24 protein-coding genes and 2 tRNA genes are annotated in these 25,770 nt (G+C 65.1%); all 26 read left to right on the top strand.

Annotation, left to right across the window (positions count from 1 at the left end):
- Nucleotides 1–68 precede the first annotated feature (68 nt).
- The 26 genes from folP (at nucleotide 69) to truB (ending at nucleotide 25,710) form a co-directional block, all read left to right on the top strand.
- Nucleotides 69–956: a dihydropteroate synthase gene (gene folP / locus F622_RS0105360; RefSeq protein WP_018176463.1), complete on the top strand. Its 888-nt coding sequence runs from the start codon at nucleotides 69–71 to the stop codon at nucleotides 954–956.
- On the top strand, nucleotides 956–2,296 hold the full coding sequence (gene glmM, locus F622_RS0105355; RefSeq protein WP_019571467.1) for a phosphoglucosamine mutase: 1,341 nt from the start codon (nucleotides 956–958) through the stop codon (nucleotides 2,294–2,296). The genes folP and glmM overlap by 1 nt, the downstream gene beginning before the upstream one ends.
- 145 nt (nucleotides 2,297–2,441) lie before the next feature.
- Nucleotides 2,442–3,209, top strand: coding sequence for a triose-phosphate isomerase (tpiA, locus tag F622_RS0105350; protein WP_018176462.1), 768 nt, complete (start codon nucleotides 2,442–2,444; stop codon nucleotides 3,207–3,209).
- Entirely contained in the window at nucleotides 3,206–3,589 is a 384-nt protein-coding gene (gene secG, locus F622_RS0105345; RefSeq protein WP_018167903.1) for a preprotein translocase subunit SecG, read from the top strand. The genes tpiA and secG overlap by 4 nt, the downstream gene beginning before the upstream one ends.
- A gap of 22 nt (nucleotides 3,590–3,611) precedes the next feature.
- A tRNA-Leu gene (locus F622_RS0105340) sits at nucleotides 3,612–3,696 on the top strand.
- 265 nt (nucleotides 3,697–3,961) lie between these two features.
- Nucleotides 3,962–4,318, top strand: a complete 357-nt coding sequence (locus F622_RS0105335; RefSeq protein WP_018146236.1) for an NADH-quinone oxidoreductase subunit A — start codon at nucleotides 3,962–3,964, stop codon at nucleotides 4,316–4,318.
- Entirely contained in the window at nucleotides 4,309–4,785 is a 477-nt protein-coding gene (locus F622_RS0105330; protein WP_012982122.1) for an NADH-quinone oxidoreductase subunit B family protein, read from the top strand. The genes F622_RS0105335 and F622_RS0105330 overlap by 10 nt, the downstream gene beginning before the upstream one ends.
- A 17-nt stretch (nucleotides 4,786–4,802) precedes the next feature.
- Nucleotides 4,803–5,522, top strand: a complete 720-nt coding sequence (locus F622_RS0105325; RefSeq protein ID WP_018146235.1) for an NADH-quinone oxidoreductase subunit C — start codon at nucleotides 4,803–4,805, stop codon at nucleotides 5,520–5,522.
- Entirely contained in the window at nucleotides 5,515–6,768 is a 1,254-nt protein-coding gene (locus F622_RS0105320) for an NADH-quinone oxidoreductase subunit D (RefSeq protein WP_018146234.1), read from the top strand. The genes F622_RS0105325 and F622_RS0105320 overlap by 8 nt, the downstream gene beginning before the upstream one ends.
- On the top strand, nucleotides 6,768–7,298 hold the full coding sequence (nuoE, locus tag F622_RS0105315; protein ID WP_018167902.1) for an NAD(P)H-dependent oxidoreductase subunit E: 531 nt from the start codon (nucleotides 6,768–6,770) through the stop codon (nucleotides 7,296–7,298). The genes F622_RS0105320 and nuoE overlap by 1 nt, the downstream gene beginning before the upstream one ends.
- Nucleotide 7,299: 1 nt before the next feature.
- On the top strand, nucleotides 7,300–8,580 hold the full coding sequence (nuoF, locus tag F622_RS0105310; protein WP_018176461.1) for an NADH-quinone oxidoreductase subunit NuoF: 1,281 nt from the start codon (nucleotides 7,300–7,302) through the stop codon (nucleotides 8,578–8,580).
- A 33-nt stretch (nucleotides 8,581–8,613) separates the two neighbouring features.
- Nucleotides 8,614–11,013: an NADH-quinone oxidoreductase subunit NuoG gene (gene nuoG / locus F622_RS0105305; RefSeq protein ID WP_019571466.1), complete on the top strand. Its 2,400-nt coding sequence runs from the start codon at nucleotides 8,614–8,616 to the stop codon at nucleotides 11,011–11,013.
- Nucleotides 11,014–11,025: 12 nt separating this feature from the next.
- A complete protein-coding gene (gene nuoH, locus F622_RS0105300; protein WP_018146230.1) occupies nucleotides 11,026–12,090 on the top strand; it encodes an NADH-quinone oxidoreductase subunit NuoH in 1,065 nt (354 codons plus the stop codon).
- Nucleotides 12,091–12,100: 10 nt separating this feature from the next.
- The gene (nuoI, locus tag F622_RS0105295) at nucleotides 12,101–12,589 is read left to right on the top strand and encodes an NADH-quinone oxidoreductase subunit NuoI (protein ID WP_018146229.1); all 489 of its coding nucleotides are present in this window, start codon (nucleotides 12,101–12,103) and stop codon (nucleotides 12,587–12,589) included.
- Nucleotides 12,590–12,604: 15 nt separating this feature from the next.
- Nucleotides 12,605–13,261, top strand: coding sequence for an NADH-quinone oxidoreductase subunit J (locus tag F622_RS0105290; protein WP_018146228.1), 657 nt, complete (start codon nucleotides 12,605–12,607; stop codon nucleotides 13,259–13,261).
- Nucleotides 13,262–13,350: 89 nt separating this feature from the next.
- Nucleotides 13,351–13,656, top strand: a complete 306-nt coding sequence (gene nuoK, locus F622_RS0105285) for an NADH-quinone oxidoreductase subunit NuoK (protein WP_018141813.1) — start codon at nucleotides 13,351–13,353, stop codon at nucleotides 13,654–13,656.
- A gap of 6 nt (nucleotides 13,657–13,662) precedes the next feature.
- On the top strand, nucleotides 13,663–15,672 hold the full coding sequence (gene nuoL / locus F622_RS0105280) for an NADH-quinone oxidoreductase subunit L (RefSeq protein ID WP_019571465.1): 2,010 nt from the start codon (nucleotides 13,663–13,665) through the stop codon (nucleotides 15,670–15,672).
- Between the two features lie 52 nt (nucleotides 15,673–15,724).
- A complete protein-coding gene (locus tag F622_RS0105275; protein ID WP_018167897.1) occupies nucleotides 15,725–17,239 on the top strand; it encodes an NADH-quinone oxidoreductase subunit M in 1,515 nt (504 codons plus the stop codon).
- A gap of 13 nt (nucleotides 17,240–17,252) precedes the next feature.
- Nucleotides 17,253–18,701 carry an NADH-quinone oxidoreductase subunit NuoN gene (gene nuoN, locus F622_RS0105270; RefSeq protein ID WP_018167896.1) on the top strand — a complete coding sequence of 483 codons (1,449 nt, stop codon included), beginning with the start codon at nucleotides 17,253–17,255 and terminating at the stop codon, nucleotides 18,699–18,701.
- Nucleotides 18,702–18,704: 3 nt separating this feature from the next.
- Nucleotides 18,705–19,049 carry a DUF2818 family protein gene (locus F622_RS0105265; protein WP_026287928.1) on the top strand — a complete coding sequence of 115 codons (345 nt, stop codon included), beginning with the start codon at nucleotides 18,705–18,707 and terminating at the stop codon, nucleotides 19,047–19,049.
- Between the two features lie 63 nt (nucleotides 19,050–19,112).
- A tRNA-Met gene (locus F622_RS0105260) sits at nucleotides 19,113–19,189 on the top strand.
- 197 nt (nucleotides 19,190–19,386) lie between these two features.
- Nucleotides 19,387–19,842, top strand: coding sequence for a ribosome maturation factor RimP (rimP, locus tag F622_RS0105255; protein WP_018167894.1), 456 nt, complete (start codon nucleotides 19,387–19,389; stop codon nucleotides 19,840–19,842).
- 77 nt (nucleotides 19,843–19,919) lie between these two features.
- Nucleotides 19,920–21,413 carry a transcription termination factor NusA gene (gene nusA, locus F622_RS0105250; RefSeq protein WP_019562675.1) on the top strand — a complete coding sequence of 498 codons (1,494 nt, stop codon included), beginning with the start codon at nucleotides 19,920–19,922 and terminating at the stop codon, nucleotides 21,411–21,413.
- Nucleotides 21,414–21,477: 64 nt separating this feature from the next.
- Nucleotides 21,478–24,240 (top strand): translation initiation factor IF-2, encoded by a 2,763-nt coding sequence (infB, locus tag F622_RS0105245; protein WP_019562676.1) that lies wholly within the window; start codon nucleotides 21,478–21,480, stop codon nucleotides 24,238–24,240.
- Nucleotides 24,240–24,707 (top strand): 30S ribosome-binding factor RbfA, encoded by a 468-nt coding sequence (gene rbfA, locus F622_RS0105240; RefSeq protein ID WP_018167892.1) that lies wholly within the window; start codon nucleotides 24,240–24,242, stop codon nucleotides 24,705–24,707. The genes infB and rbfA overlap by 1 nt, the downstream gene beginning before the upstream one ends.
- 31 nt (nucleotides 24,708–24,738) lie before the next feature.
- Nucleotides 24,739–25,710, top strand: a complete 972-nt coding sequence (gene truB / locus F622_RS0105235) for a tRNA pseudouridine(55) synthase TruB (protein ID WP_019571464.1) — start codon at nucleotides 24,739–24,741, stop codon at nucleotides 25,708–25,710.
- Nucleotides 25,711–25,770: the final 60 nt, after the last annotated feature.

Here is a 25,770-nt window from a genome sequence, read left to right as displayed (position 1 = left end):
CGCCACTGGCCGCCAGGCCCTCGTCCTGGCGGCCTTTTTCGTTGGGTACTCACAGGAGAACGCCGATCGTGCCGACTGACGCACCGGTACTGCAATGCGGGGGGCACGCCCTGGACCTTGGGCAGCCGCGGATCATGGGGATTCTGAACGTCACCCCGGACTCGTTCTCCGACGGTGGCCAGTACGCGCGGGTGGAAGATGCGCTGACGCGGGCCCGCGCCATGGTCGCGGAGGGGGCCGAGATCCTTGACGTGGGCGGTGAATCCACTCGCCCCGGTGCGGCGCCAGTGGCGCTGGAGGATGAGCGTCAGCGGGTGCTTCCGGTCATCGAAGCCCTGCGCGCGGAACTGGATGTTCCGCTGTCCGTGGACACCATGAAGCCGGAGATGATGCGCGAGGCGGTTGCCGTCGGTGCCGGGATGCTGAATGACGTGAACGGCTTTCGCGCCGAAGGGGCGCTGGCGGTCGCGATGGGGGCGGCCCGCGAGCGTGGCGTAGCGCTTTGCGCGATGCACATGCAGGGCGATCCGCAGTCGATGCAGCGGGCGCCGCATTACGACGATGTGGTGGACGAGGTGCGCGCCTTCCTCGAGCAGCGGGTGGCGGAGTTGTTGCGGGGCGGCGTGCCGCGCGGCCAGATCCTGCTGGATCCGGGCTTCGGCTTCGGCAAGACCCTGGAGCACAACGTCGCGCTGTTTCGCGGCCTGCCGCGCCTGGCGGCCTCCGGCTTGCCGCTGCTGGTGGGCGTCTCGCGCAAGTCGATGATCGGTCAGCTGCTGGATGACCGTCCGGTCGCTGAGCGGGATCCCGGCAGTGCCGTGGCGGCCCTGTTGGCGGCACAGGCCGGTGCGCGTGTCCTGCGTGTGCACGATGTCTCGGCGACCCGTGATGCCCTGGCGCTATACTCAGCGTTGCGACCGGATGGTGGCGACGGACAGGACAATCGAGGGAACTGATGGGCAAGTATTTCGGAACCGACGGCATCCGTGGGCGCACCGGCGACTGGCCGATGACGCCGGAGTTTGCGCTGCGCCTCGGGTATGCCGTGGGCGAGGTGCTGGGCGAGAACGGCCACCGCCAGGGGCCGGTCCTGGTGGGCAAGGACACGCGCGTGTCCGGCTACATGTTCGAGTCGGCACTGGAGGCCGGGTTGTCCGCCGCCGGGCTGGACGTTGCGTTGCTGGGACCGATGCCGACCCCGGCCATCGCCTACTTGACGCATACCTTCCGTGCCACTGCGGGCGTCGTGATCAGTGCCTCGCACAACCCATTCCACGACAACGGGTTCAAGTTCTTCACCCCCGAGGGCGACAAGCTGCCGGATGCGACCGAGGCGGCTATCGAGGCGCGTCTCGATCAGCCGGCACAGCCCATCAACAGTGCGCGTCTGGGCAAGGCCGTGCGCATCCAGGATGCCGCTGGACGCTACGTCGAGTTCTGCAAGAGCGCGATCCCGGCGCGTTCCGAGCTGCGCGGGATGAAGATCGTCATCGATTGTGCCCACGGTGCGACCTACAACGTCTCCCCGCACGTGTTCGAGGAGCTGGGGGCACAGGTCGAGATCCTCGGCGCCAGTCCGGACGGCTACAACATCAACGACGGGGTCGGCGCCCTGCACCCGGAGAACGTCGCCGAACAGGTGCGGGCGACCGGGGCGGATCTCGGCATCGCGCTGGACGGCGACGGCGACCGGGTGATCCTGGCCGATGCCGACGGCACCGTGGTCGACGGGGACCAGATCCTCGGTATCCTGGCGCTGGCGCGGCAACAGGCCGGGGGCTTCGACGGCGGTGTGGTCGGGACCCTGATGACCAACCTGGGGCTGGAGCAGGCCCTGGGGGGCGCCGGCATCCCGTTCGTGCGCGCGAAGGTCGGGGATCGCTATGTCCTGGAGGAGCTCCGCCGTCGCGACTGGACCCTGGGCGGCGAGGGGTCGGGTCATATTGTCTGTCTGGAGCACACCACGACCGGCGACGGTACGGTGGCGGCGTTGCAGGTTGCACACCTGATGCACCGTACCGGTCAGCCGCTCTCGGCGCTCGCAGCGGCCATTCCCAAGCTGCCGCAGTGCCTGATCAACGTGCCCGTCAGCGGTGCCGCGGCCGGCTGCCTGGAGGGCGAGCCAGTGCGCGCCGAGGTCGCCGCGGTGGAGGATCAGCTCGGCCAGCGTGGCCGGGTCCTGCTGCGTCCCTCCGGTACCGAGCCCCTGGTGCGGGTGATGGTTGAGGGCGAAGATGTCGACGAGACCCGCTCGGCCGCCGAGCGCATCGCGGACAGCATCCGGGCGGCGATCTGATTGCCGCAACCAAGCCTCGCCTGCGCGCCCCGCGACGGCTTGGTTGATTTGCTACCGGTGCGCCGGTAACATCCCGCCGCTCTAATCATCATGATCGGACCCCGTGTATCTGCGGGGTTCGGCCGATCGCAGGAGGAAGATCCGCATGCGCACGCCGCTGGTCGCCGGAAACTGGAAGATGAACGGTTCGCGGGACGCGAACCGCGCGCTCCTGTCCGCCCTGAAGGGCAGCCTGGGCGACATCCGGGGCGTGGACGTGGCGGTCTGCCCGCCCGCGGTCTACCTCGCCGAAATCGCGAATGACCTGTCCGGTGGCCCCATCGCCGTCGGCGCGCAGGATTGTTCCGACCAGGAAAAGGGTGCCTACACCGGCGAACTGGCCGGCTCCATGCTGGCCGAGGTGGGCTGCCGCTATGTGATCGTCGGGCATTCCGAGCGCCGCGAGCGGCAGAACGAGGACAATGCCTGGGTAGCAGCCAAGTTCGTTGCGGCGCAGGCCGCCGGGCTGACGCCGATCCTGTGTGTGGGCGAGCAGAAGGCCGACCGCGAAGGCGGGCGCACCGAGACTGTGGTCGCCGAGCAACTCGATGCGGTCCTGGATGCGGCCGGAGTCGAGGCGTTCGACCGCGCCGTGATCGCCTACGAGCCGGTTTGGGCGATTGGCACCGGTCTGACCGCCACGCCGGAACAGGCCCAGGAAGTGCATGCATTCATCCGCAATCGTGTTGCGGGTCGCGACCCGCAGGTCGCAGCCGCTCTGCGCATCCTCTACGGGGGCAGCATGAAGGCCGATAATGCGGCCGGCCTCCTGGCGCTCGAGGACATCGACGGCGGTTTGATCGGCGGTGCCTCGCTGGATGCCGACGCATTTTCCGCCATTGCCCGCGCCGCGGGCGAGCAGGTCGCGGCATGATTTACGGCCTGCTCCTGGTGGTCCAGGTCGCGGTATCGCTTGGCCTGATCGCGCTGATCCTGATGCAGCACGGCAAGGGCGCCGATGCCGGCGCGGCCTTCGGCAGCGGCGCATCGGCGACGGTGTTCGGTGCGGCCGGGTCGGCGAACTTCCTGAGCCGCTCGACGGCCGTGCTGGCGGTGGTCTTTTTCCTCAACAGCCTGACGCTTGCGTATCTGGCGGCATCCAGCCCGGAGGCCGAGAGCCTGCTGGACCAGATGGAGGCAATGGAAGAAGAGGGCGATGGTCCGCCGGACCTCCCGCCCGAAGTGCTCCCGGGGCAAGAGCCCCCGGGTGGCAGCGGCCCGCAATCCGGCCGGCCGGCCGATGTGCCCGATTGAGATCCGGTACCTGTACGAATTGGCAGATGTGGTGGAATTGGTAGACACGCTATCTTGAGGGGGTAGTGGCGCAAGCCGTGTGGGTTCGAGTCCCACCATCTGCACCAAATACTCGTTGCCCCGGGCCGCTGAATATCTGTCGGCGCCCGGGGTAATCAACAATAAAAACAGCATCTTATAAAATTACGAATACTTGACACCGTTTTTGGGCATCACCTAGACTCCGTGCCCGGTGTACGGCTCTGCCGCGTCTGTGCGGGACCGAGTCGTACCCGCGCTTTCAACCAGCAACGCTGAACGGCTCGCCGGCGCGCTCGATCCACGCGACGCCTCGCGAACCTGCCCGCCTGAGGCGGCGTACGGGAGAGAGAAATGCTGGAAGGTTATTTACCCATCCTGCTGTTCATCGCAGTAGGCATCGTGATCGGCGTCGTGCCGCTGGTGGTCGGTATGGCCGTGGGTCCGCACAAGCCGGACGCGGCGAAAAATTCGCCCTACGAGTGCGGCTTCGAGGCCTTCGAGGATTCGCGGCTGAAGTTCGATGTCCGCTTCTACCTGGTCGCGATCCTGTTCATCATCTTTGATCTCGAGATCGCGTTTCTCTTCCCGTGGGCCGTGTCGCTAGACACCATTGGCCTGTTCGGGCTTCTTGCGATGGCCCTGTTTCTTGTCATTCTGGTCGTCGGTTTCATCTACGAGTGGAAGAAGGGGGCGCTGGAATGGGAATAGAAGGCGTTCTTGAGAAGGGCTTCGTCACCACCTCGGCGGACAAGCTCATCAACTGGGCCCGCACCGGGTCGCTCTGGCCGATGACCTTCGGTCTCGCGTGCTGCGCGGTGGAGATGATGCATGCCGGTGCCGCGCGCTACGACCTCGACCGCTTCGGGATCATCTTTCGGCCGAGCCCGCGCCAGTCGGACGTGATGATTGTGGCCGGCACCCTGGTCAACAAGATGGCGCCGGCTCTGCGCAAGGTCTACGACCAGATGCCCGAGCCGCGCTGGGTGATCTCCATGGGCTCCTGCGCCAACGGGGGCGGGTACTACCACTACTCCTATGCGGTGGTGCGCGGTTGCGACCGCATCGTGCCGGTGGATGTCTACGTGCCGGGGTGCCCGCCGACGGCGGAGGCGCTGCTCTACGGCATTATCCAGCTGCAGAACAAGATCCGGCGCACGAACACGATCGCGCGCTGACGCACCCGGGGTAGCAGATGGCTGAACAAGACAACTGGACCGACGCCCTGCGGGCGGAACTGGGCGATGCCCTGGAAAGCCTGCACGAGGCGAACGGCGAGATTACTGTCGATATCGCACCGGGCTCCTGGCGCGAGGCGGGCGAGAAGCTGCGCGACGCCCTGGGCTTCGAGATCCTGATCGACCTGTGCGGGGTGGACTACCTCGAATACGGGCAGGACGAATGGGGCACCGACTCCGCCACCAATACGGGCTTTTCCCGCGGTGTCGAAGCGGCGACCTCCGGGCGTTTCACCTTCGATGATGCTCCGGAAGATTCCAACTGGGACGGCCCGCGGTTCACCGTGGTGGCCCACCTGCTGTCGCTCGAGCATAACCGCCGCGTGCGGATGCGCGCCTGGCTCAGTGACGAGGAGTTCCCCGAGGTCGAATCCCTCGTGGACGTCTGGGCCTCGGCCAACTGGTTCGAGCGCGAGGCCTTCGATCTGTTCGGCATCCTGTTCTCCGGGCATCCGGACCTGCGCCGCATCCTCACGGACTACGGCTTTGTGGGGCATCCGTTCCGCAAGGACTTCCCGCTGATCGGGCATGTCGAGATGCGTTATGACGCCGAGCAGGCCCGTGTGGTGTACCAGCCGGTGACGATCGAGCCGCGCGTGCTGGTGCCCAAGGTGATCCGCGCCGACCATCGCTACAGCGAGGGCGAGAAGCCGGGCGAAGGAGCCGAGAATGCCTGAGATTCGCAACTTCACCCTGAACTTCGGGCCGCAGCATCCCTCCGCCCACGGCGTATTGCGCCTGGTGCTGGAGATGGATGGCGAGGTGGTGCAGCGGGCCGACCCGCACATCGGCCTGCTGCACCGCGGCACCGAGAAGCTCGCGGAGAGCAAGCCGTACAACCAGTCGATCGGCTACATGGACCGTCTGGACTACGTGTCCATGATGGCTAACGAGCACGGCTATGTGCTCGCGATGGAAAAGCTGCTGGGCATCGAGGCCCCGCTGCGCGCGCAGTACATCCGGGTGATGTTCGACGAGATCACCCGCATCCTGAACCACCTGATGTGGCTGGGGGCGCATGCGCTGGATATCGGCGCCATGGCGGTGTTCCTGTACGCCTTCCGTGAGCGCGAGGACCTGATGGACTGCTACGAGGCGGTCTCGGGTGCGCGCATGCACGCGACCTATTACCGCCCTGGCGGTGTCGCGCGGGACCTGCCCGGCACGATGCCGAAGTATCAACCGTCCTCCTGGAAGTCGCAGGAGGTGGTGGATGACCTGAACAAGATCCGTCAGGGCTCGTTGCTGGACTTCATCGAGGCGTTTACCGAGCGCTTCCCCGGCTGCGTGGACGAGTACGAGACCCTGCTGACCGATAACCGGATCTGGAAGCAGCGCACTGTCGGGATCGGCGTGGTCGACCCGGATCGTGCGAAGCAGCTGGGCTTCACCGGCCCGATGCTGCGCGGCTCGGGAATCGAGTGGGACCTGCGCAAGAAGCAGCCCTACGAGGTCTACGACCGTCTCGATTTCGACATCCCGGTGGGCACCAACGGCGATTGTTACGACCGCTACCTGGTGCGCATCGAGGAGATGCGCCAGTCGAACCGCATCATTCGTCAGTGTGTGGACTGGCTGCGCCAGAATCCGGGCCCGGTGCTCCTCGAGGATCACAAGATCACCCCGCCAAAGCGCGAGGAGATGAAGGCCGACATGGAGGCCCTGATCCACCACTTCAAGCTGTTCACCGAGGGCATGTGCCTGCCGGAAGGCGAGGCCTACGCGGCGATCGAGCATCCGAAGGGCGAGTTCGGGGTCTACCTGGTCTCGGATGGTTCCAACAAACCGTATCGTCTGAAGGTCCGTCCGCCGGGCTTTGTGCACCTGTCCGCGCTGGACGAGATGGCGCGCGGCCACATGCTGGCCGATGTGGTCGCCATCATCGGGACTCAGGACATCGTATTCGGGGAGATCGACCGCTGATGGCTGCCGAACAGAAAACTGTCGCCTTCCACAAGCACGCCGCGAAGAAGGTCGAGCTGAGCGCGCACGAGCGCGAAGAAATCGACGCCTGGCTGGCGCGCTATCCCGAGGATCAAAAGCGCTCGGCCGTTCTGGGGGCTCTGCGTGCGGTGCAGCACGAGGATGGCTATCTCTCCACCGCGAAGATGGATGCCGTGGCCGACTATCTCGGGCTGCCGGCGATCGCGGTGTACGAGGTGGGTTCGTTCTACTCCATGTACGAACTGGAGCCGGTGGGCAAGCACACCATCATGGTGTGCGACAACATCTCCTGCATGCTGCGCGGCGCCGAGCCGATCATCGAGCATCTCGAGAAGCGTCTGGGCATCAAGCGCGGCGAGAGTACACCGGACGGCAAGTTCTACCTGAAGCTGGAAGAGGAGTGCCTTGCAGCCTGTTGCGGCGCCCCGATGATGCAGGTGGACCACAAGTACTACGAGAATCTCACCCCCGAGCGGGTCGACGAGATCCTCGACGGTCTGGAGAAGTAGCATGGCCAACCAGATCTGCTTTGCGACGCGTTACCTGGACAACGCCGCCGCGCTCGAGACCTACAAGAGCGTCGGCGGCTATCAGGCGCTGGAGAAGGTCTACAAGGGCAAGATGGCCCCCGAGGACGTGATCGAGGAGGTCAAGACCTCCAACCTCCGCGGCCGCGGAGGTGCGGGTTTCCCAACCGGTCTCAAGTGGTCGTTCATGCCGCGCAACAGCCCGGGGCAGAAGTACATCGTCTGCAACTCGGATGAATCCGAGCCGGGTACCTGCAAGGATCGCGAGATCCTGATGTACAACCCGCATGCGCTGATCGAGGGGATGGCGATCGCTGGGTACGCGATCGGCGCGACGGTGGGCTACAACTACATGCGCGGCGAGTTCATGGACGAAGTGAACACGCGCTTTACGGCCGCGCTGCAGGAGGCCTACGAAGCCGGCTACCTCGGCAAGGACATTTTCGGCTCGGGGGTGGACTTCGATCTGCATCCGTCGCTGGGGGCGGGCGCCTATATCTGTGGCGAAGAGACGGCGCTGCTGGAATCGCTGGAAGGCAAGAAGGGCCAGCCGCGCTTCAAGCCCCCGTTTCCGGCCAACTACGGCCTGTACGGCAAGCCGACCACGATCAATAACACCGAGTCGCTCGCCTCGATCCCGTCGATCATCCGCAACGGCGGCCAGTGGTTCGCGGATCTGGGTGTGCCCAAGTCCGGGGGCGAGAAGCTGTTCTCGGTGTCCGGGCACGTGAACAAGCCGGGCAACTTCGAGATCCCACTGGGCACTCCGTTCAAGGATCTGCTGGAAATGGCTGGCGGTGTGCTGAACGGGCGCAAGCTGAAGGCGGTGATCCCGGGCGGATCATCGGTGCCGGTGGTACCGGGCGACGTGATGCTGAAGGCCAACATGGACTTCGATTCCATCGCGCATGCCGGTTCCATGCTGGGTTCCGGGGCGGTGATCGTGATGGACGAGACCGCCGACATGGTGAAGTCCCTGCAGCGGATCTCTCGCTTCTATTTCTCCGAGTCCTGTGGCCAGTGCACGCCCTGCCGCGAGGGGACCGGCTGGCTCTACCGCATGCTTACTCGCATCGTCGAGGGCCAGGGCCGACCCGAGGACCTGGAACGGCTGGACGACGTGGCCAGCAAGATCGAGGGCCATACCATCTGCGCCCTGGGCGACGCCGCCGCCATGCCGGTGCGCAGCTTCGTCAAGCATTTCCGCCACGAATTCGAATACTACATCCAGCACGGCCGGAGCCCGGTGGCAGACGCCGCCTGACGCTCTACCGCGCCATCGCATCAGGAATCGAGCATGAGTCAGGATCAGAAACAAGATCTGGTCAGCATCGAGATTGACGGCCGTACGGTGGAGGCGCCCAAGGGCGCCATGCTCATCGATGTCGCCGATGATGCCGATATCCGCATTCCGCGGTTCTGCTACCACAAGAAGCTGTCGGTGGCGGCCAACTGCCGTATGTGTCTGGTCGAGGTGGAAAAGGCACCCAAGCCGTTGCCGGCCTGCGCCACGCCGGTGATGGACGGCATGAAGGTGTACACCCAGTCCCCGCTGGCGCTACGCGCGCAGAAGGGGACCATGGAGTTCCTGCTGATCAACCATCCGCTGGACTGCCCGATCTGTGACCAGGGCGGCGAGTGCGAGCTGCAGGACGTGGCCATGGGCTACGGCGAGAGCGTGTCCACCTATACCGAAGCCAAGCGCGTGGTGAAGGACAAGGACATCGGTCCGCTGATCGAGACCGAGATGACCCGCTGCATCCACTGCACTCGTTGTGTGCGCTTCGGCGAGGAGATCGCCGGGGTGCGCGAGCTGGGCGCGACCGGACGCGGCGAGCACATGCGCATCGGCACCTACGTCGAGAAGACCGTGGCCCACGAGCTCTCCGGCAACGTGATCGACCTGTGTCCGGTTGGGGCGCTGACCGCCAAGCCGTCGCGCTACAGCGCGCGTGCCTGGGAATACGCGCAGGCGGCGACGATTGCCCCGCATGATGCGGTCGGCTCCAATCTGTTCCTGCATACCGACGACGGCCGTGCGATGCGGGTCGTCCCGCGCGAGAACGACGCGGTCAACGAGACCTGGATCTCCGACCGCGATCGCTTCAGCTACACCGGTCTGTATGCGGAGGATCGACTGACCCGCCCACGGATCAAGGTCGACGGCCAGTGGCAGGAGGTCTCCTGGGAGACCGCATTGAGCTACGCCGTCGAGGGCCTGAAGGAAGTGGCCCCGGCGCGCGTGGGCGCGTTGCTCTCGCCTGCACTCTCGCTGGAAGAACACTACTTGGCGCAAAAAGTGCTGCGGGGCATGGGTGTCACCGACATCGATCACCGCGTGAATCAGCGCGATTTCCGCGACGAGGCGGCGGCCCCGCTGTTCCCGTATCTGGGGGTCGCGATTGGCGAGCTCGAAAACGCGGATGCCGTTCTGCTGGTGGGCAGCAACCCGCGCCGCGAGCAGCCATTGCTGGCACACCGCCTGCGCAAGGCGGCCTCGCGCGGTGCACATGTGAGCCTGATCAACGACATGCTGCTGGACCTGACCTATCCGGTTCAGGCCCAGCTGGTGGGCGACGAGCACGACCAGGTCCTGGCGCTCGCCGGGATCGCCGGGCAGCTCGCCGCGGCCGGCAAGTCGCTGCCGAAAAAGCTGGAAAAGATCGTCAAGGCGGCCGCGACAGACGACGGCGAGACGCGGGAAGCCTTCGAACGCGCAGCCCGTGCGCTGCTGGACGGGAAGCGGGGCCATGTGCTGCTGGGCGCCGCCGCAATCAATGGGCCAGCTTTCGCCACGTTGCGGGCCCTGGCAGGCTGGATCGCCAAACATACCGGTGCCAGCCTGGGCTACCTGCCGCAGGGCGCGAATGCCGCGGGTGCCTGGCTGGCTGGCGTCCTGCCGCATCGTGGCCCGGGTGGGGCGGAGCTGGATGTCGCCGGTACGAATGCCGCCGAGATGCTCGAACAGGGACGCGATGCATTCGTGATCGCCGGGCTGGAGCCGGGCCGCGATGGGGTCGATCCGGCGGCCTTCCAGGCAGCCCTGGAGCGTGCCGGTCTGGTGGTCGCCCTGAACAGCTTCGCCACGCCTGAACTGGAGGCTGTGGCGGATGTGCTGCTGCCGATCGCCACAAGCTTTGAGCAATCCGGGACCTTCGTGAACGCCGAGGGCCGCTGGCAGAGTTTCCGCGCCGCCTCGCGCGCCCCGGATGACGCCCGGCCGGGCTGGAAGGTCTGGCGCGTGCTGGGCAATCTGCTCGACCAGAGCGGCTTCGATTACCTGGATTCGCCCGCAGTGCGGGACGAGCTGAAGGGCCAGCTGGCGGAAGCCAGCTTCGATACCGGTGTCAACCTCAACAAGGTGCAGGTGGAGGTGCCCGAGGCCGGCGCGGGCGACGGTCTGTACCGTGTGCAGGCGGCCGCACTCTACAGCGGCGATCCGCTGGTGCGCCGTGCCGAGCCGCTGCAGACCAGCCCAGAAGGGCTGCTGGCCGAGAGCGTGCTGGTGCATCCCGAGTCCGCCGGCGAGCACGCCCATGGCAGCCGCGTGCGACTGCGTCAGGGCAAGGCCGAAACGGAATTGACCCTGTTGCTGGACGATTCGGTGCCGCCGGGTCTGGCCGTGACCTTTGCGGGCTCCGCGGCCATGGGGGCCCTCGGCCTGCCGAACACCACGGTCACGCTGGCGCGGGCCTGAGGGACTTAAGACATGTTCGACTGGATGATGAACCTCTTCTACAGCCTTCCGACGGTCATGCAGATCCTGATCGGCATTCAGCTGATCGTGATTCCGCTGATGCTGGCCGTGGCCTACACGACCTTCGCCGAACGCAAGGTCATCGGTTACGCCCACGTGCGCATCGGCCCGAACCGGGTGGGCCCGCGCGGCTGGTTGCAGCCGATCGCGGACGCCCTGAAGCTGTTGACCAAGGAGGTCATCCTCCCGACCAACGCCAATCGCTTCCTGTTCCTCAGCGCCCCGGTGCTTACGATTGCGCCGGCTTTGGCGGCCTGGGCGGTGGTTCCGTTTTTCGACGGCGGGGCCCTGGCGGACGTGAACGCCGGCCTGCTGTATCTGCTGGCGCTGACCTCCCTCGGTGTGTACGGCATCATCATCGCGGGCTGGGCCTCGAACTCGAAGTACGCGCTGCTGGGCTCGCTGCGCTCGGCCGCGCAACTGGTCTCCTACGAGATCGCGATGGGCTTCGCCCTGGTGGGCGTGCTGATGGCTGCCGGCACCCTGAACGTGGGCGGGATTATCGAGGCGCAGTCCGGGAGCATGTACCACTGGTTCCTGCTGCCGTTGCTGCCGATGTTCTTCGTGTACTTCATCTCCGGGATCGCGGAGACCAACCGTGCGCCCTTCGACGTCGCGGAGGGCGAGTCCGAGATCGTGGCCGGGTTCCATGTGGAATACTCCGGCATGGCGTTCGCGGTGTTCTTCCTGGCCGAATACGCCAACATGATCCTGATCTCGGCGCTGACTGCGATCCTGTTCCTGGGGGGCTGGCTGTCGCCGTTCCAGGGCATCCTGCCGGCCGCCGTGTTCGACTGGCCGGTGATCGGGGCGCTGCTGGATCACGGGATTCACTGGTTCCTGTTCAAGACGGCGGTGTTCCTGTTCGCCTTCCTGTGGTTCCGCGCCACCTTCCCGCGCTATCGCTATGACCAGATCATGCGCCTGGGCTGGAAGGTCCTGATCCCGGTGACCATCGTCTGGCTGTTTGTCGAGGGCGTGCTGGTCGCGTTCAACGTCGGCCCGTGGTTCGCCTGAGGAGATCGTGATGAAAGCCGTGCGCCGTTTCTTCAAGAGTTTCCTGTTCTTCGAGCTGCTGCTGGGGCTGCGCCTGACCGGGCGTTACCTGTTGAGCCGCAAGTTCACCGTGCAATACCCGGACGAGAAGACGCCGATGTCGCCGCGCTTCCGCGGACTGCACGCCCTGCGCCGTTATCCCAACGGCGAAGAGCGCTGCATCGCCTGCAAACTGTGCGAGGCGGTGTGCCCGGCGCTGGCAATCACCATCGACTCCGAGGAGCGCGACGACGGCACGCGGCGGACCACGCGCTACGACATTGACCTGTTCAAGTGCATCTTCTGCGGCTTCTGCGAAGAGGCCTGTCCGGTGGATTCCATCGTCGAGACGCACCTTTTCGAGTACCACTTCGAGAACCGGGGCGAGCAGATCATGACCAAGGACAAGCTCCTGGCCATTGGTGACCGCTTCGAGAAAGAGATCGCGCAGGCCCGCGCGGTCGACGCCCCCTACCGGTAACGCAGGGAACGCCTCATGACCTTCGAGCTTGTCCTTTTCTACCTGTTCGGTGCGATCCTGCTGGGAGGCGCGCTGGCGATGATCAGCGTGCGCAACCCGGTGCATGCGGCGCTGTTCCTGGTGCTTTGCTTTGTTGCCGCCGCGGCATTGTGGGTCATGGCGGAGGCCGAGTTCCTGGGCATCGTCCTGGTGCTGGTGTACGTCGGCGCGGTCATGGTGCTGTTCCTGTTCGTGGTGATGATGCTGGACATCAACCTCGCCAAACTGCGCGAGGGCTTCGCCGAGTATCTGCCGGCGGGGATCGTGGTGGCGCTGGCCATGGCCACCGTGCTGGTGCTGGTGATTACCCGCTACATCACCATGGACGCCCCCGAGCGCGCCGGCCCCGAGTACGCCAACACCGAGGCCCTGGGCGCGATCCTGTACACCGAGTACGTCTATCCGTTCGAGATTGCCGCGGTCATCCTGCTGGTCGCGATCATCGCCGCGATCTCGCTGACCATGCGCAAGCGGCCGGACAACAAGTCGATCGACCCGGGCAAGCAGATGGCGGTCTCCCGCGAAGGGCGGGTGCGCATGGTCGCCATGCCGTCGGAGAAGAAAGAAGCCCCGCGCCGGGGTGCGCAGGGGTCCGGGGCGAACGCCCCGGGCAGGGACGACGGCTCGAAGTAGGCACACCGAGTACACAGGCATCCCGGCCGCGCGCCGGGACCCGGACACCGGGGGCGGCCAACGTCCCCGAAAGAACTCAGGGCTAGAACATGATTACGCTAGAGCACTACCTGGTGCTGGCCGCGCTTTTGTTTTCCATTAGCGTGGCCGGGATCTTCCTGAACCGGAAAAACGTGATCGTGCTGTTGATGTGCATCGAGCTGATGATGCTCGCGGTGAACATCAACTTCATTGCCTTCTCGTTCTTCCTGCAGGACCTCGCGGGCCAGGTGTTCGTGTTCTTCATCCTGACCGTCGCCGCGGCCGAGGCGGCCATCGGCCTCGCCATCCTGGTGTTGCTGTTCCGTAATCGCGGAACCATCAACGTCCAGGACATGGATGCAATGAAGGGATAAACGGCCATGGATACGATCTATCTGCTCATTGTTCTGGCGCCACTGTTCGGCGCGATCGCCGCCGGCCTGTTCGGTCGCCAGATTGGCCGTGCCGGGGCGCACACCGTCACCATCCTGGGGGTGGCGGTGTCGTTCATCCTGTCTGTGGTGGTCTTCTGGGCGCATGTCTTCGGGGATGCCGGGGTCTACAACGAGACCCTCTACACCTGGCTGGTGTCGGACGGCATCCAGTTCGAAGTCGGGTTCCTGGTCGACAACCTGACCGCGATGATGATGCTCGTGGTCACCTTCGTCTCCCTGATGGTGCACATCTACACCATCGGGTACATGAAGGACGATCCAGGCTATCAGCGCTTCTTTGCGTACATCTCGTTGTTCACCTTCTCCATGCTGATGCTGGTGATGGCGAACAACTTCATGCAGCTGTTCTTCGGCTGGGAGGCCGTGGGGCTGGTCTCCTATCTGCTGATTGGCTTCTGGTACAAGCGCCCGACCGCGACCTACGCGAACATGAAGGCGTTCATCGTGAACCGGGTCGGGGACTTCGGTTTCCTGATCGGCATCGCCGCGCTGGTGTTCTATACCGGCAGCCTCAACTACACCGAGGTGTTCGCCGAAGGCCAGGCGATGAGCGAGGCCACGATCACGATCTGGCCGGGCTGGACCTTCGGCCTGCTGGACCTGGCGCTGATCTTCCTGTTCATCGGTGCGATGGGGAAATCTGCCCAGGTGCCGCTGCACGTCTGGCTGCCGGATTCCATGGAAGGCCCGACGCCGATCTCCGCGCTGATCCACGCGGCCACCATGGTGACCGCGGGCATCTTCATGGTCGCGCGCATGTCGCCGCTGTACGAGTTCTCGGTCGCGGCGCTGTCGTTCATTCTCATCATCGGCGCGATCACTGCGTTCTTCATGGGCCTGATCGGGCTGGTGCAGAACGACATCAAGCGCGTGGTCGCCTATTCGACGCTGTCCCAGCTGGGTTACATGACCGTGGCGCTGGGTGCGTCGGCGTACGCCGCGGGGCTGTTCCACCTGATGACCCACGCCTTCTTCAAGGCGCTGCTGTTCCTGGCGGCCGGCTCGGTGATCATCGCCATGCACCACCTGCAGGACATGCGCGCGATGGGCGGCCTGCGTCGGTACATGCCGATCACCTACGTGACGGCGCTCATCGGGTCACTGGCGTTGATCGGCTTCCCGTTCTTCTCCGGGTTCTTCTCCAAGGACGCGATCATCGAGGCGGTGGGCTATTCCGATACCCCGGGGGCCACGTTCGCCTACTGGCTGGTGCTGGCCGGGGTGTTCGTCACCGCGCTATACACCTTCCGCATGTTCTTCATGGTGTTCCACGGCGAGGAGCGCTATGACCAGGCACACAAGTACATGCCGGACCACGGCGACGAACACGACGATGAGCATGGCGATGACCACCACCACGGTCCGTTGCAGCCGAAGGAGTCGCCGTGGGTGGTGACCGTGCCGCTGATCCTGCTGGCGATCCCGTCGGTCGTGGCTGGCTACTTCATCGGTCCGATGTTGTTTGGTGACTTCTTCGCCAACAGCTTGTTCGTGCTGCCGGAGCAGGATGTGCTGGCGACCAAGGGCGAGACCTACACCGGGGTCATCGGCTTTGTACTGCACGGTCTGATGCTGCCGGCGTTCTGGCTGGCAATGGCTGGCCTGGCGACCGCCTGGTACCTGTACATGAAGCGCCCGGAACTGCCGGCGTTAATCGCCGAGCGCCTGAAGCTCGGGGTGCGCATCCTCGAGGACAAGTACGGCTTCGACCGCTTCAACGACTGGTTCTTTGCCGGCGGGTCGGTGCGTCTCGGGCGGGCGCTGTGGCGCTATGGTGACGCGCTGATCATCGACGGCTTGCTGGTCAATGGCACGGCGCGCTCGATCGGCTGGATCTCGTCGCGTGTCCGTCACATGCAGTCCGGCTTCCTCTACCACTACGCGTTCGTGATGATCATCGGCCTGCTGGTCTTGATGTTCGCCTTCGTGATCTGAGCGGCTTCGACACCCATGCGCTCGAAGCCCATCGCTGTTTCAAGGAACGACCATGTTTGCTGACTGGCCTATCTTGAGTCTGTTGATCTGGCTGCCGATTCTCGGCGGCTTCCTGGTGCTCGCCGCCGGGCGCGACGCGCCCCATGTGGCGCGTCGGCTCGGGCTCGCGGTGGCCGTAGCGACCTTTGTCGTCAGCCTGCCGCTCTGGTTCGTGTTCGAGCGGGGGACCGCCGAGATGCAATTCCAGGAGCTGGCCTCCTGGATCCCGGCGTTCAACGTGAACTACCACCTGGGTGTGGACGGCATCTCCATGCCGCTGATCCTGCTGACCACGCTGATCACTGTGGTCGTCGTGGTTGCCGCGTGGGAATCGGTGAAGGACCGCATCGCCTACTACATGGCCGCGATGCTGGTGATGGAAGGCCTGATGATCGGCATGTTCGCATCGATGGATGCGGTGCTGTTCTACGTGTTCTTCGAGGCGATGCTGATCCCGATGTTCCTGGTGATCGGGATCTGGGGCGGTCCGCGACGTGTCTACGCCACCCTCAAGTTCTTCCTCTACACCTTCCTCGGTTCGGTGTTCATGCTGGTCGCGCTGATCTGGATGTACATCCAGTCCGGCAGCTTCCTGATCCAGGATTTCCATGCCCTGCAGATCGGCCTGACCGCGCAGATCCTGATCTTCCTCGCGTTCTTCATGGCGTTCGCGGTGAAGATCCCGATGTTCCCGGTGCATACCTGGCTGCCGGATGCCCACGTGGAGGCGCCCACTGGCGGCTCGGTGATCCTGGCGGCGATCATGCTGAAGATCGGGGGCTATGGCTTCCTGCGCTTCTCACTGCCGATCACCCCGGATGCCAGCGCCGTGCTCGACACCATGATGATCGTGCTGTCGCTGATCGCGATCGTCTACATCGGTCTGGTGGCGCTGATCCAGAGCGACATGAAGAAGCTGATCGCGTATTCGTCGATCGCGCACATGGGCTTCGTGACCCTGGGCTTCTTCCTCGCCTTCTACATCTACTCCAACACCGGTGACTGGGAAGGCGCCTCGCTGGGTATCGCCGGCGGCATGGTGCAGATGATCTCGCATGGCTTCATCTCGGCGGCGATGTTCCTCGCGGTGGGGGTGCTGTACGACCGCCTGCACAGCCGGCAGATCGCCGACTACGGCGGTGTGGTGAACACCATGCCGTGGTTCGCCGCGTTCTTCGTGCTGTTCGCCATGGCCAACACCGGCCTGCCGGGCACCTCCGGATTCGTCGGCGAGTTCATGGTCATCCTGGCCGCGTTCAAGGCGGATTTCTGGATCGCCTTCCTCGCCGCTACCACCCTGATCCTGGCCGCTGGCTACACCCTGTGGCTGGTCAAGCGCGTGATCTTCGGCGCGGTGGCCAATGAGAACGTGGCCGGTCTTTCCGACATGAATCGCCGCGAGTTCTTCCTGATGGGCGTGCTGGCCTTCTTCACGCTGCTGCTGGGCGTATGGCCGGCCCCGCTGCTGGATGTGATGAACGCGACCATCGACCACCTCGTGGCGCATATCGCGCAGTCGAAGCTCTGAAGGGGCGCCTGACATGAATTTCGAGATCCCCAATTTCCTCCCCGCCGTGCCCGAGATGTTCGTGCTCGGGATGGCGTGCCTGATCCTGGTGATCGACGCGTTCCTGCCGGATTCGCGGCGTGATGTCACCTACGGCCTGGTGCAGGCGACCCTGGTCGCGGCGGCTGGTCTGACACTGTGGATGATGGGGCCGGAGACGGTCCTGACCTTCTCGGATACCTTCGTGAAGGACCCGATGGCCGACATCCTGAAGGTGGCGGTGTACGTGACCAGCTTCCTGGTCTTCCTGTATGCCCGTCCGTACCTGATGGAGCGCGGTATCCACAAGGGCGAGTTCTACGTGCTGGGCCTGTTCGCGGTGCTCGGCATGATGATCATGATCTCGGGGCACAACCTGCTGACCCTGTACCTGGGCCTGGAGTTGCTGTCGCTGTCGTCCTACGCGCTGGTCGCGTTCTGGCGCGACAACTCGCGCGCCACCGAGGCGGCCATGAAGTACTTCGTGCTGGGCGCGCTGGCATCCGGTTTGCTGCTCTACGGCATGTCCATGATCTATGGCATGACCGGTTCGCTGGATATTGCCGTGATCGCCGCCGAATTGGTGGCTGCGGACGAGAGCATGAACGTCCCGCTGGTCTTCGGTCTGGTGTTCCTGGTGGTCGCCATCGCGTTCAAGCTGGGGGCGGTGCCGTTCCATATGTGGGTGCCGGACGTCTACGACGGTGCCCCCACCGCGGTCACGCTGTTCATCGCCACGGCGCCGAAGATTGCGGCATTCGCCTTCCTGATGCGGCTGCTGGTGGAAGGGATGGGCCCACTGCACGCCGACTGGCAGGGCATGCTGATTATCCTCGCAGTCCTGTCGCTCGCCGTGGGCAACGTGATCGCGATCGCCCAGACCAGCATCAAGCGCATGCTGGCCTATTCGACCATTGCCCATATCGGGTTCCTGTTCATGGGGATCCTGGCGGGCACCGACAGCGGGTACGCCTCGGCCATGTTCTACGTGATCGTCTACGCGATCACGGCCGCCGGTGGTTTCGGGATGATTGTGTTCCTGTCGCGCAAGGGGTACGAAGCGGACCAGATCGATGACTTCAAGGGGCTCGCCAAGCGCAACCCCTGGTTTGCGTTCATCATGCTGCTCCTGTTGTTCTCCATGGCCGGTGTACCGCCGACGGTCGGCTTCTACGCCAAGCTGGCGGTGATCCAGGCCGCCGTGGGCGCGGAACTGGTCTGGCTGGCGATCGTCGCGGTGATCTTCTCGATCATTGGCGCCTTCTACTACCTGCGTGTGGTCAAGATGATGTTCTTCGACGACCCCCAGGAAGGTGCGGAGGAGCCGGTCCAGCCGTCCGGTGCGCTGGCCGCTGCGCTTAGCATTAATGGGCTTGCGGTGCTGCTGTTGGGAATTTTCCCGGGTCTGCTGCTGTCTTTAACCCACTACGCAATTATCGGGTAACTCGTGACACAGTGGATTCCGTTTGATGTTCTAGTCTGGGGGTTTGTGGTGGTGGCGTTTATCAGCGCCAACCTGCCCTGGCTCAGTGATCGTATCGGCCTGATGGTGGTGCCGGAGAGTGGCATCAAGGGGCCGTGGACCCGCATTGGCGAATGGCTGGTGCTGTATATCGTGATCGGCGCCATCGGGAAGGGGCTGGAGTTCCAGGCGACCGGCGGTATCCATCCGCAGGGTTGGGAGTTCTACGTGATCACCCTGTCGCTGTTCGCGATGTTTGCCCTGCCCGGATACATCTGGCGCTACGACCTGCGTCCACACCTGCGGGCTGGCCAGCGCCGGGCACGGTAGTAAATAATTGGCGACAGCCCTTGCGGGGCGGGTCGCCGCTTTGGTATAGTTCTGCGTCTCGGATGCGGGGTGGAGCAGTCTGGCAGCTCGTCGGGCTCATAACCCGAAGGTCGCAGGTTCAAATCCTGCCCCCGCTACCAATTGTCAGAGAGGCCCCGTACGGGGCCTTTTTGTTAAGGGTCTTCGCCCGGTGTGGTGAATCGCCCTTGGGCCGCGCTCCCGCGCGCCTCGCAGCACCCAAGGTGTTGCTGTCATCTGGAGAGGTGTACGAGGGGCGTTCGGCGCCCTTTTTTTGTTTCCGGGTCCCGCCAAAGGGACGGAGTCGATCGAGACGCCCTTGTCGCAGAAGGCTGAACAACTGAAAACACTGCTGACCCCGGTTGTCGAGGGGGAAGGCATGCAGCTGTGGGGGCTGGAGTATCACTCCGGTTCCACGCCGCCTGTCGTGCGGATCTATATCGATGGCGAGAATGGCGTCACGGTGGACGATTGCGCGCGCGTCAGCGATCAGGCCGGTGCGGTCATCGAGGTCGAGGAGGCTCTGAAGGGGAACTACACCCTGGAGGTGTCCAGCCCCGGTATCGAACGCCCTCTGTTTACCCCCGAGCAGTTCCGGACCTACATCGGTCATCCGGTGAAGGTGCGTCTGGCATGGCCGGAGCATGACCGCCGCAATTTCCGTGGCGTACTGCTGTCGGTGGAAGATCCGATGATCGAGGTGGAAGTGGACGGCATGGCCTACGAGCTGCCGCTGGCCGCGATCCACAACGCGCGTGTCCTTGAGCAGCTATAAAAAATAGCTGTAGTCCGGGGCGCTGCTACGCTTTTTGTTGAATCGGCAGGCAACTGCCGAGTGCGGAGAGGCAAGACATGAACAAGGAGATCCTGCTGGTCGCTGATGCCGTGGCGAACGAGAAGGGAGTGGAGAAGGGCATCATCTTCGAAGCCCTGGAATCGGCCCTGGCGATGGCGACCCGCAAGTACCACGGCGGCAAGATGGACGTTCGCGTGAGCATCGACCGCGAGGAGGGTGATTACGAGGCCTTCCGGCGCTGGACCGTGGTGGACGACGAGGACCCCGAGTTCGAATCCCCGGAATACCAGACGCTGCTGTCCTATGCCCAGCAGAAGAATCCGGATGCCCAGGTCGGCGACGTGATCGAGGAGCCGGTCGAGGCCGTGGACTTCGGTCGCATTGCGGCCCAGGCCGCGAAGCAGGTCATCGTGCAGAAAGTACGCGAGGCCGAGCGAGCCAAGGTCGTCGCGGAGTACCAGGATCGCGTTGGCACGCTGGTCATGGGGATCGTCAAGCGTACGGATCGCAATGGCACCTATGTGGACCTCGGGAGCAACGCCGAGGCCCTGATCCCGCGCGAACACATGATCCCGCGCGAGACCGTGCGTACCAATGACCGGCTGCGCGGCTATCTCAAGGAGATCCGCCCCGAGGCCCGTGGCCCGCAGTTGATCCTCAGCCGAACCGCGCCGGAGTTCCTGATGGAGCTGTTCAAGCTCGAGGTGCCCGAGGTCGGCCAGAACATTATCGACATCATGGGCGCGGCCCGTGACCCGGGTATGCGTGCCAAGATTGCGGTGCGCTCCAACGACCCGCGTCTGGATCCGGTCGGCGCCTGCGTCGGCATGCGCGGCTCGCGTGTGCAGTCGGTGTCCAACGAGCTGGCCGGCGAGCGCATCGACATCATTGTCTGGGACGAGAATCCGGCTCAGTTCGTGATCAATGCGATGTCGCCGGCGGAGGTCCTGTCGATCGTGGTCGACGAGGACAAGCAGTCGATGGATATCGCGGTCGAGGAAGACAAGCTGTCGCTGGCCATCGGCCGTGGCGGCCAGAACATCCGCCTGGCCTCCCAGCTGACCGGCTGGGAACTGAACGTGATGACCGAGGAACAGGCGGCCGAAAAGAGCGACGCCGAGGCCCAGCAGTTGGTCGCGTTCTTCATGGAGGCCCTGGATGTCGACGAGGAAGTTGCCAGCATCCTGGTTCAGGAAGGCTTTACGACCCTGGACGAAGTGGCCTATGTGGAAGAGGCAGAACTGCTGGCGATCGAGGAGTTCGACGAGGCCATGGTCGAGGAGCTGCGCAATCGTGCGAGCGACGCGCTCCTGACCAAGGCCATCGCGGCCGAGGGTGGCGATGGCTATCAGCCCGCGGAGGATCTCCTCGGCATGGAAGGCATGAGCCCGGCGCTGGCGAACAAGCTGGCGTCACATGGCGTGTGCACCATGGAGGACCTGGCGGAGCAGGCATCCGACGACGTGGTCGAGATGACCGGCCTGGATACGGAAGAGGCGTCGGCGCTGATTATGACGGCGCGCGCCCCGTGGTTCGAAACCGGGGAGTAAGCCCCGGTCGCTCGTCTCGCGGACGCGTATCACAGGCTGTCGGTTGGCCTGAAAAGAATCTGGAATGGAGGTAGGCGCCATGGCGCAAATGACAGTGCAGCAATTCGCGGAATCGGTGGGAACACCGGTTGACCGCCTCATGGTTCAGCTCAAGGAGGCGGGCGTCGAGGTCGATGGTCCGGAAGCGGCGATCACCGATGCCGAAAAGCGCAAGCTGCTCGATCACCTCCGTCAGGCGCATGGCGAGGGCGACGCAGGGCGCGTGACCCTGAAGCGCCGGACCCAGGCGCAGACCCTCAAGGTCAGCTCCGGCCAGGGGCGCTCCAAGACGGTTAACGTCGAGGTGCGCAAGAAGCGGACCCTGAAGCCCAAGCCGGCCGAGGCGCAGCCCGAGGCCCCGGTGGAAGAGGCCCCGGTGGCCGAAGAGCAACAGGCCCCGGCGCCCGAGGCCCCGGAAGAAGTCCGTGCCGCCGACCCGGCGGAAGAGACGGCCCCCGAGGCCCCGGTCGAGGACGAGACCCCGGTCGCCGAAGAGGTGCCGGTCGAGGAGCCCAAGGCCGAAGAGCCGGTCGTCGAGACCCCGGCCGAGCCGGAGCCCGAGGTGGCCGAAGAGGCCCCGGTCGAGGAGCCCGCTGCCGAACCGGAGCCCGTGCCCGAGAAGCCGAAGCGTGCGCTCAGCCGTACCGAGCAGCTGGCGCTGCAGGTGGAGGCCGAGCGCGAAGCCCAGCGCAAGGCGTCCGACGCGCGCAAGCAGGAAGCCGTTGAACGCGAAGAACGCCAGAAGCGTCGGGCGAAAGAGCTCGAGGCCCAGGAGGCCAAGCGCGAGAAGGAAGAACAGACACGGTTGGAGCGCGAAGCCGCAGCGCGGCAGGCCGCTCCGGCGGCTGCCCCGGCAGCCGATGCCAAGGCCGGCAAGGGCGCCCGCAAGGGTGGTCGCAAGGACGAGCGCAAGGAGCTGCATGTAGCCGGGGACCGCCGCGGTCGCCGCAAGAAGGGCGAGAGCCGCAAGGCTCAGTCCGCAGCGGCTCAGGCCGTGACCAGCAAGCACGGCTTTGCCAAGCCGACCGCGCCGGTAGTGCGGGATGTCGAGGTGCCGGAAACCATTACCGTGGCCGACTTGGCCCAGGCGATGGCGATCAAGGCGCCGCAGCTGATCAAGGCCCTGATGGGCATGGGCGTGATGGCGACCATCAATCAGTCGATTGACCAGGACACCGCGATGCTGGTGGTCGAGGAGATGGGGCATAACCCGATCGCCGCGAAGGAAACCTCGGTCGAGGACGAGATCGATACCGGTCTCGAGCAGAATGCCGAGGCCCGTCCGCGGCCGCCGGTGGTGACCGTGATGGGTCACGTCGACCACGGGAAGACCTCGCTGCTGGACTATATCCGCAAGGAGAAGGTCGCCTCTGGCGAGGCAGGCGGGATTACCCAGCACATCGGCGCCTACCACGTGAAGAACAACCACGATGGCGTGACCTTCCTGGATACGCCGGGGCATGCCGCGTTTACCGCGATGCGTGCCCGCGGCGCCCAATCCACCGACATTGTGATCCTGGTGGTTGCGGCGGATGACGGCGTGATGCCGCAAACCATTGAGGCGATCCAGCATGCGAAGGCTGCGGGCGTGCCGATGGTCGTGGCGGTCAACAAGGTCGACAAGCCCGAGGCCGAACCGGATCGGGTCATGAACGAACTGGCCCAGCACGAGGTAATCCCCGAGTCCTGGGGCGGCGATACCCAGTTCATTCAGGTCTCCGCCCATACCGGCCAGGGGATCGACGATCTGCTGGAGTCCCTGGGGCTGCAGGCCGAGGTGATGGAGCTGAAGGCCCCGGACGAGGGTCCGGCGCGTGGTGTGGTCATCGAATCGCGCCTGGAGAAAGGCCGTGGTCCGGTGGCGACCATTCTGGTCCAGTCCGGCAAGCTCAAGCACGGCGACATCGTGCTCTCGGGCAAGGAATACGGCCGCGTGCGGGCGATGTTCGACGATACCGGCACGGCCGTGAAGGAAGTCGGTCCGTCGATGCCGGTCGAGGTCCTGGGCCTGTCCGGGGTGCCGGACGCTGGCGACGAGGTGCTGGTGGTGGCCGATGACAAGACGGCCCGCGAGGTCGCAGAACATCGCGACACCAAGCAACGCGAGCGTAAGCTGGCCGCGCAGCAGGCGTCGAAGCTGGAGAACATCTTCAACCAGATGCAGGACGGCCAGATCGCGACCGTGAACATCCTGATCAAGGCGGATGTGCAGGGCTCGGCCGAGGCCTTGCGCGAGTCGCTGATCAAGCTGTCCACCGACGAGGTCCGCGTGAAGGTGGTCTCCGCCGGCGTGGGCGGGATCTCCGAGTCCGACATGAACCTGGCGATGGCCTCCGAGGCGATCGTGATCGCGTTCAACGTGCGTGCCGATGCGGGCGCGAAGCGCCTCGCGGCGGAGAACGAGATCGACGTGCGCTACTACTCGGTGATCTACGAGGCGATCGACGACGTGAAGCAGGCGCTGTCCGGTCTGCTGTCGGCCGAGATCCGCGAAGAGATCGTCGGCCTGGCGCAGGTGCGCGACGTGTTCAAGGCCTCGGGCTTTGGTCAGGTGGCCGGCTGTCTGGTGATGGAGGGCGCGGTCAAGCGGGGCAACCCGATCCGCGTGCTGCGCGACAACGTCGTAATCTACGAGGGCGAGCTGGAGAGCCTGCGTCGCTTCAAGGACGATGTGAACGAGGTCAAGGCCGGTACCGAATGTGGTATCGCGGTGAAGAACTACAACGACGTGAAGGCGGGTGACCAGATCGAGGTCTTCCAGCGCGTCGAGGTGGCCCGGACGCTCTGATGCCCGGTAACCGCGACTTCCATCGTTCCGACCGAGTCGGGGAGCAGATCCAGCGCGAGCTGGCCGAGCTCATCCGCATGGAGGTCAAGGACCCGCGGGTCGGCATGATCACGCTGGCCGGGGTCGAGGTGTCGCGCGATCTGGCGTATGCCCGAGTGTATTTCACCCAGCTCGGCGGGGCCGAGAAGGGTCAGGAGGCGCAGAAGGGCTTGAACAGCGCCGCCGGTTTTCTGCGCCGGGCCCTGGGGCAGCGCATGCGTCTGCGCTCGGTGCCGCAATTGCGCTTCATCTATGACGACACGCCGGAGCGCGGCGCGCACCTGTCGTCACTGATCAACCAGGCGCTGGCCGAGGATCGGGCGCATCATGCGGACGATCCCGAGGCCCCGGATGGGGACGGCGCGGCAGATGACGGTGGCTCCGACGAGCGACGCGATCCGGACGAGGGACCGGAACGCGGGGCCTGAGCCCGGGCGTTTTCGGCCGGGCGGTTCATCCATGGCGAGCAAGCGGCGCGAGGTCGACGGCATCCTGTTGCTGGACAAGCCGCGGGGGCGCAGCTCCAACCAGGCGCTGGGCCGGGTCAAGTATCTGTTGCAGGCGAAGAAGGCCGGTCATACCGGGGCACTGGACCCGCGGGCGACGGGCCTTTTGCCGTTGTGCTTCGGGCAGGCCACCAAGGTCTCCGGCTGGCTGCTGGATGCGGACAAGCGCTATGTCGCCGAGGCGCGCCTGGGGGTGGAGACGGACAGCGCGGACCTCGATGGCGCAGTGATCCGCGAGGCGGCGGTGCCGCCCATCGAGCCGGCCACCCTGCGCGAGCTGGAGCGGCGGTTCAGTGGCGACCAGGCGCAGGTCCCGCCGATGGTCTCGGCCCTAAAGCATCAGGGCAAGCGCCTGTATGAGCTCGCGCGTCAGGGTGTGGAGGTGGATCGCCCCCCGCGTCCGGTGCAGATCCATTCCCTGGAGATCGAGCAGATCGCGGCGGACGGCCTGCGTTTGACGGTGTATTGCTCCAAGGGGACCTATATCCGTTCGCTGGTTGCCGACATCGGGCATGCGCTCGGTTGTGGAGCGGCGGTGGATACGTTGCACCGGGTCGGGCACGGCCACTTCGACGCCGCCGCGATGGTCTCGCTGGATGCCATTGAGGCGGCCTTCGAGGCGGGCGGGGTCGCCGCCATCGAGGCCTTGCTGCAACCGGCGGAGGCGGCGCTGGCGCACTGGCCGTCGGTCACGCTCGACGCCGCCGCCAGCGCCGCCATGCGCCATGGCAACCCGGCCGCGCCGACCGCCGTGGTCGGGCAGGCCCCAGGGGCGGCGGATGCGCCGTACGAAGGGGATACTGGCTGGCCCCTGGTGCGGATTTTTGATGATGGTGGCCGCTTCCTGGCGGTCGGTGTTCGCGACCCCGACGGGCAGATCCGGGCGCGGCGTTTGTTCGTGCCGGCGGCGCACGCGCCGGCCTGAGCGTGCCCGGTCTCTTTCTGTTCACGTCGTCGTGCGTCGTGCTACCATTGCCCGCCTATC

The organism is Thioalkalivibrio sp. ALMg3, from assembly GCF_000381225.1.
In the GTDB taxonomy this organism is placed as follows: Bacteria; Pseudomonadota; Gammaproteobacteria; order Ectothiorhodospirales; family Ectothiorhodospiraceae; genus Thioalkalivibrio; species Thioalkalivibrio versutus.
Note: the sequence above shows the minus strand (reverse complement) of the source record. Positions and strands in the feature narration are given on the sequence as shown.

Bases quoted from the DNA above. Each gene is read 5' to 3' on its own strand.
- glmM (WP_019571467.1), top strand. From the start codon at position 956: ATGGGCAAGTATTTCGGAACCGACGGCATCCGTGGGCGCACCGGCGAC.
- tpiA (WP_018176462.1), top strand. From the start codon at position 2,442: ATGCGCACGCCGCTGGTCGCCGGAAACTGGAAGATGAACGGTTCGCGG.
- secG (WP_018167903.1), top strand. From the start codon at position 3,206: ATGATTTACGGCCTGCTCCTGGTGGTCCAGGTCGCGGTATCGCTTGGC.
- F622_RS0105335 (WP_018146236.1), top strand. From the start codon at position 3,962: ATGCTGGAAGGTTATTTACCCATCCTGCTGTTCATCGCAGTAGGCATC.
- F622_RS0105330 (WP_012982122.1), top strand. From the start codon at position 4,309: ATGGGAATAGAAGGCGTTCTTGAGAAGGGCTTCGTCACCACCTCGGCG.
- F622_RS0105325 (WP_018146235.1), top strand. From the start codon at position 4,803: ATGGCTGAACAAGACAACTGGACCGACGCCCTGCGGGCGGAACTGGGC.
- F622_RS0105320 (WP_018146234.1), top strand. From the start codon at position 5,515: ATGCCTGAGATTCGCAACTTCACCCTGAACTTCGGGCCGCAGCATCCC.
- nuoE (WP_018167902.1), top strand. From the start codon at position 6,768: ATGGCTGCCGAACAGAAAACTGTCGCCTTCCACAAGCACGCCGCGAAG.
- nuoF (WP_018176461.1), top strand. From the start codon at position 7,300: ATGGCCAACCAGATCTGCTTTGCGACGCGTTACCTGGACAACGCCGCC.
- nuoG (WP_019571466.1), top strand. From the start codon at position 8,614: ATGAGTCAGGATCAGAAACAAGATCTGGTCAGCATCGAGATTGACGGC.
- nuoH (WP_018146230.1), top strand. From the start codon at position 11,026: ATGTTCGACTGGATGATGAACCTCTTCTACAGCCTTCCGACGGTCATG.
- nuoI (WP_018146229.1), top strand. From the start codon at position 12,101: ATGAAAGCCGTGCGCCGTTTCTTCAAGAGTTTCCTGTTCTTCGAGCTG.
- F622_RS0105290 (WP_018146228.1), top strand. From the start codon at position 12,605: ATGACCTTCGAGCTTGTCCTTTTCTACCTGTTCGGTGCGATCCTGCTG.
- nuoK (WP_018141813.1), top strand. From the start codon at position 13,351: ATGATTACGCTAGAGCACTACCTGGTGCTGGCCGCGCTTTTGTTTTCC.
- nuoL (WP_019571465.1), top strand. From the start codon at position 13,663: ATGGATACGATCTATCTGCTCATTGTTCTGGCGCCACTGTTCGGCGCG.
- F622_RS0105275 (WP_018167897.1), top strand. From the start codon at position 15,725: ATGTTTGCTGACTGGCCTATCTTGAGTCTGTTGATCTGGCTGCCGATT.
- nuoN (WP_018167896.1), top strand. From the start codon at position 17,253: ATGAATTTCGAGATCCCCAATTTCCTCCCCGCCGTGCCCGAGATGTTC.
- nusA (WP_019562675.1), top strand. From the start codon at position 19,920: ATGAACAAGGAGATCCTGCTGGTCGCTGATGCCGTGGCGAACGAGAAG.
- infB (WP_019562676.1), top strand. From the start codon at position 21,478: ATGGAGGTAGGCGCCATGGCGCAAATGACAGTGCAGCAATTCGCGGAA.
- rbfA (WP_018167892.1), top strand. From the start codon at position 24,240: ATGCCCGGTAACCGCGACTTCCATCGTTCCGACCGAGTCGGGGAGCAG.
- truB (WP_019571464.1), top strand. From the start codon at position 24,739: ATGGCGAGCAAGCGGCGCGAGGTCGACGGCATCCTGTTGCTGGACAAG.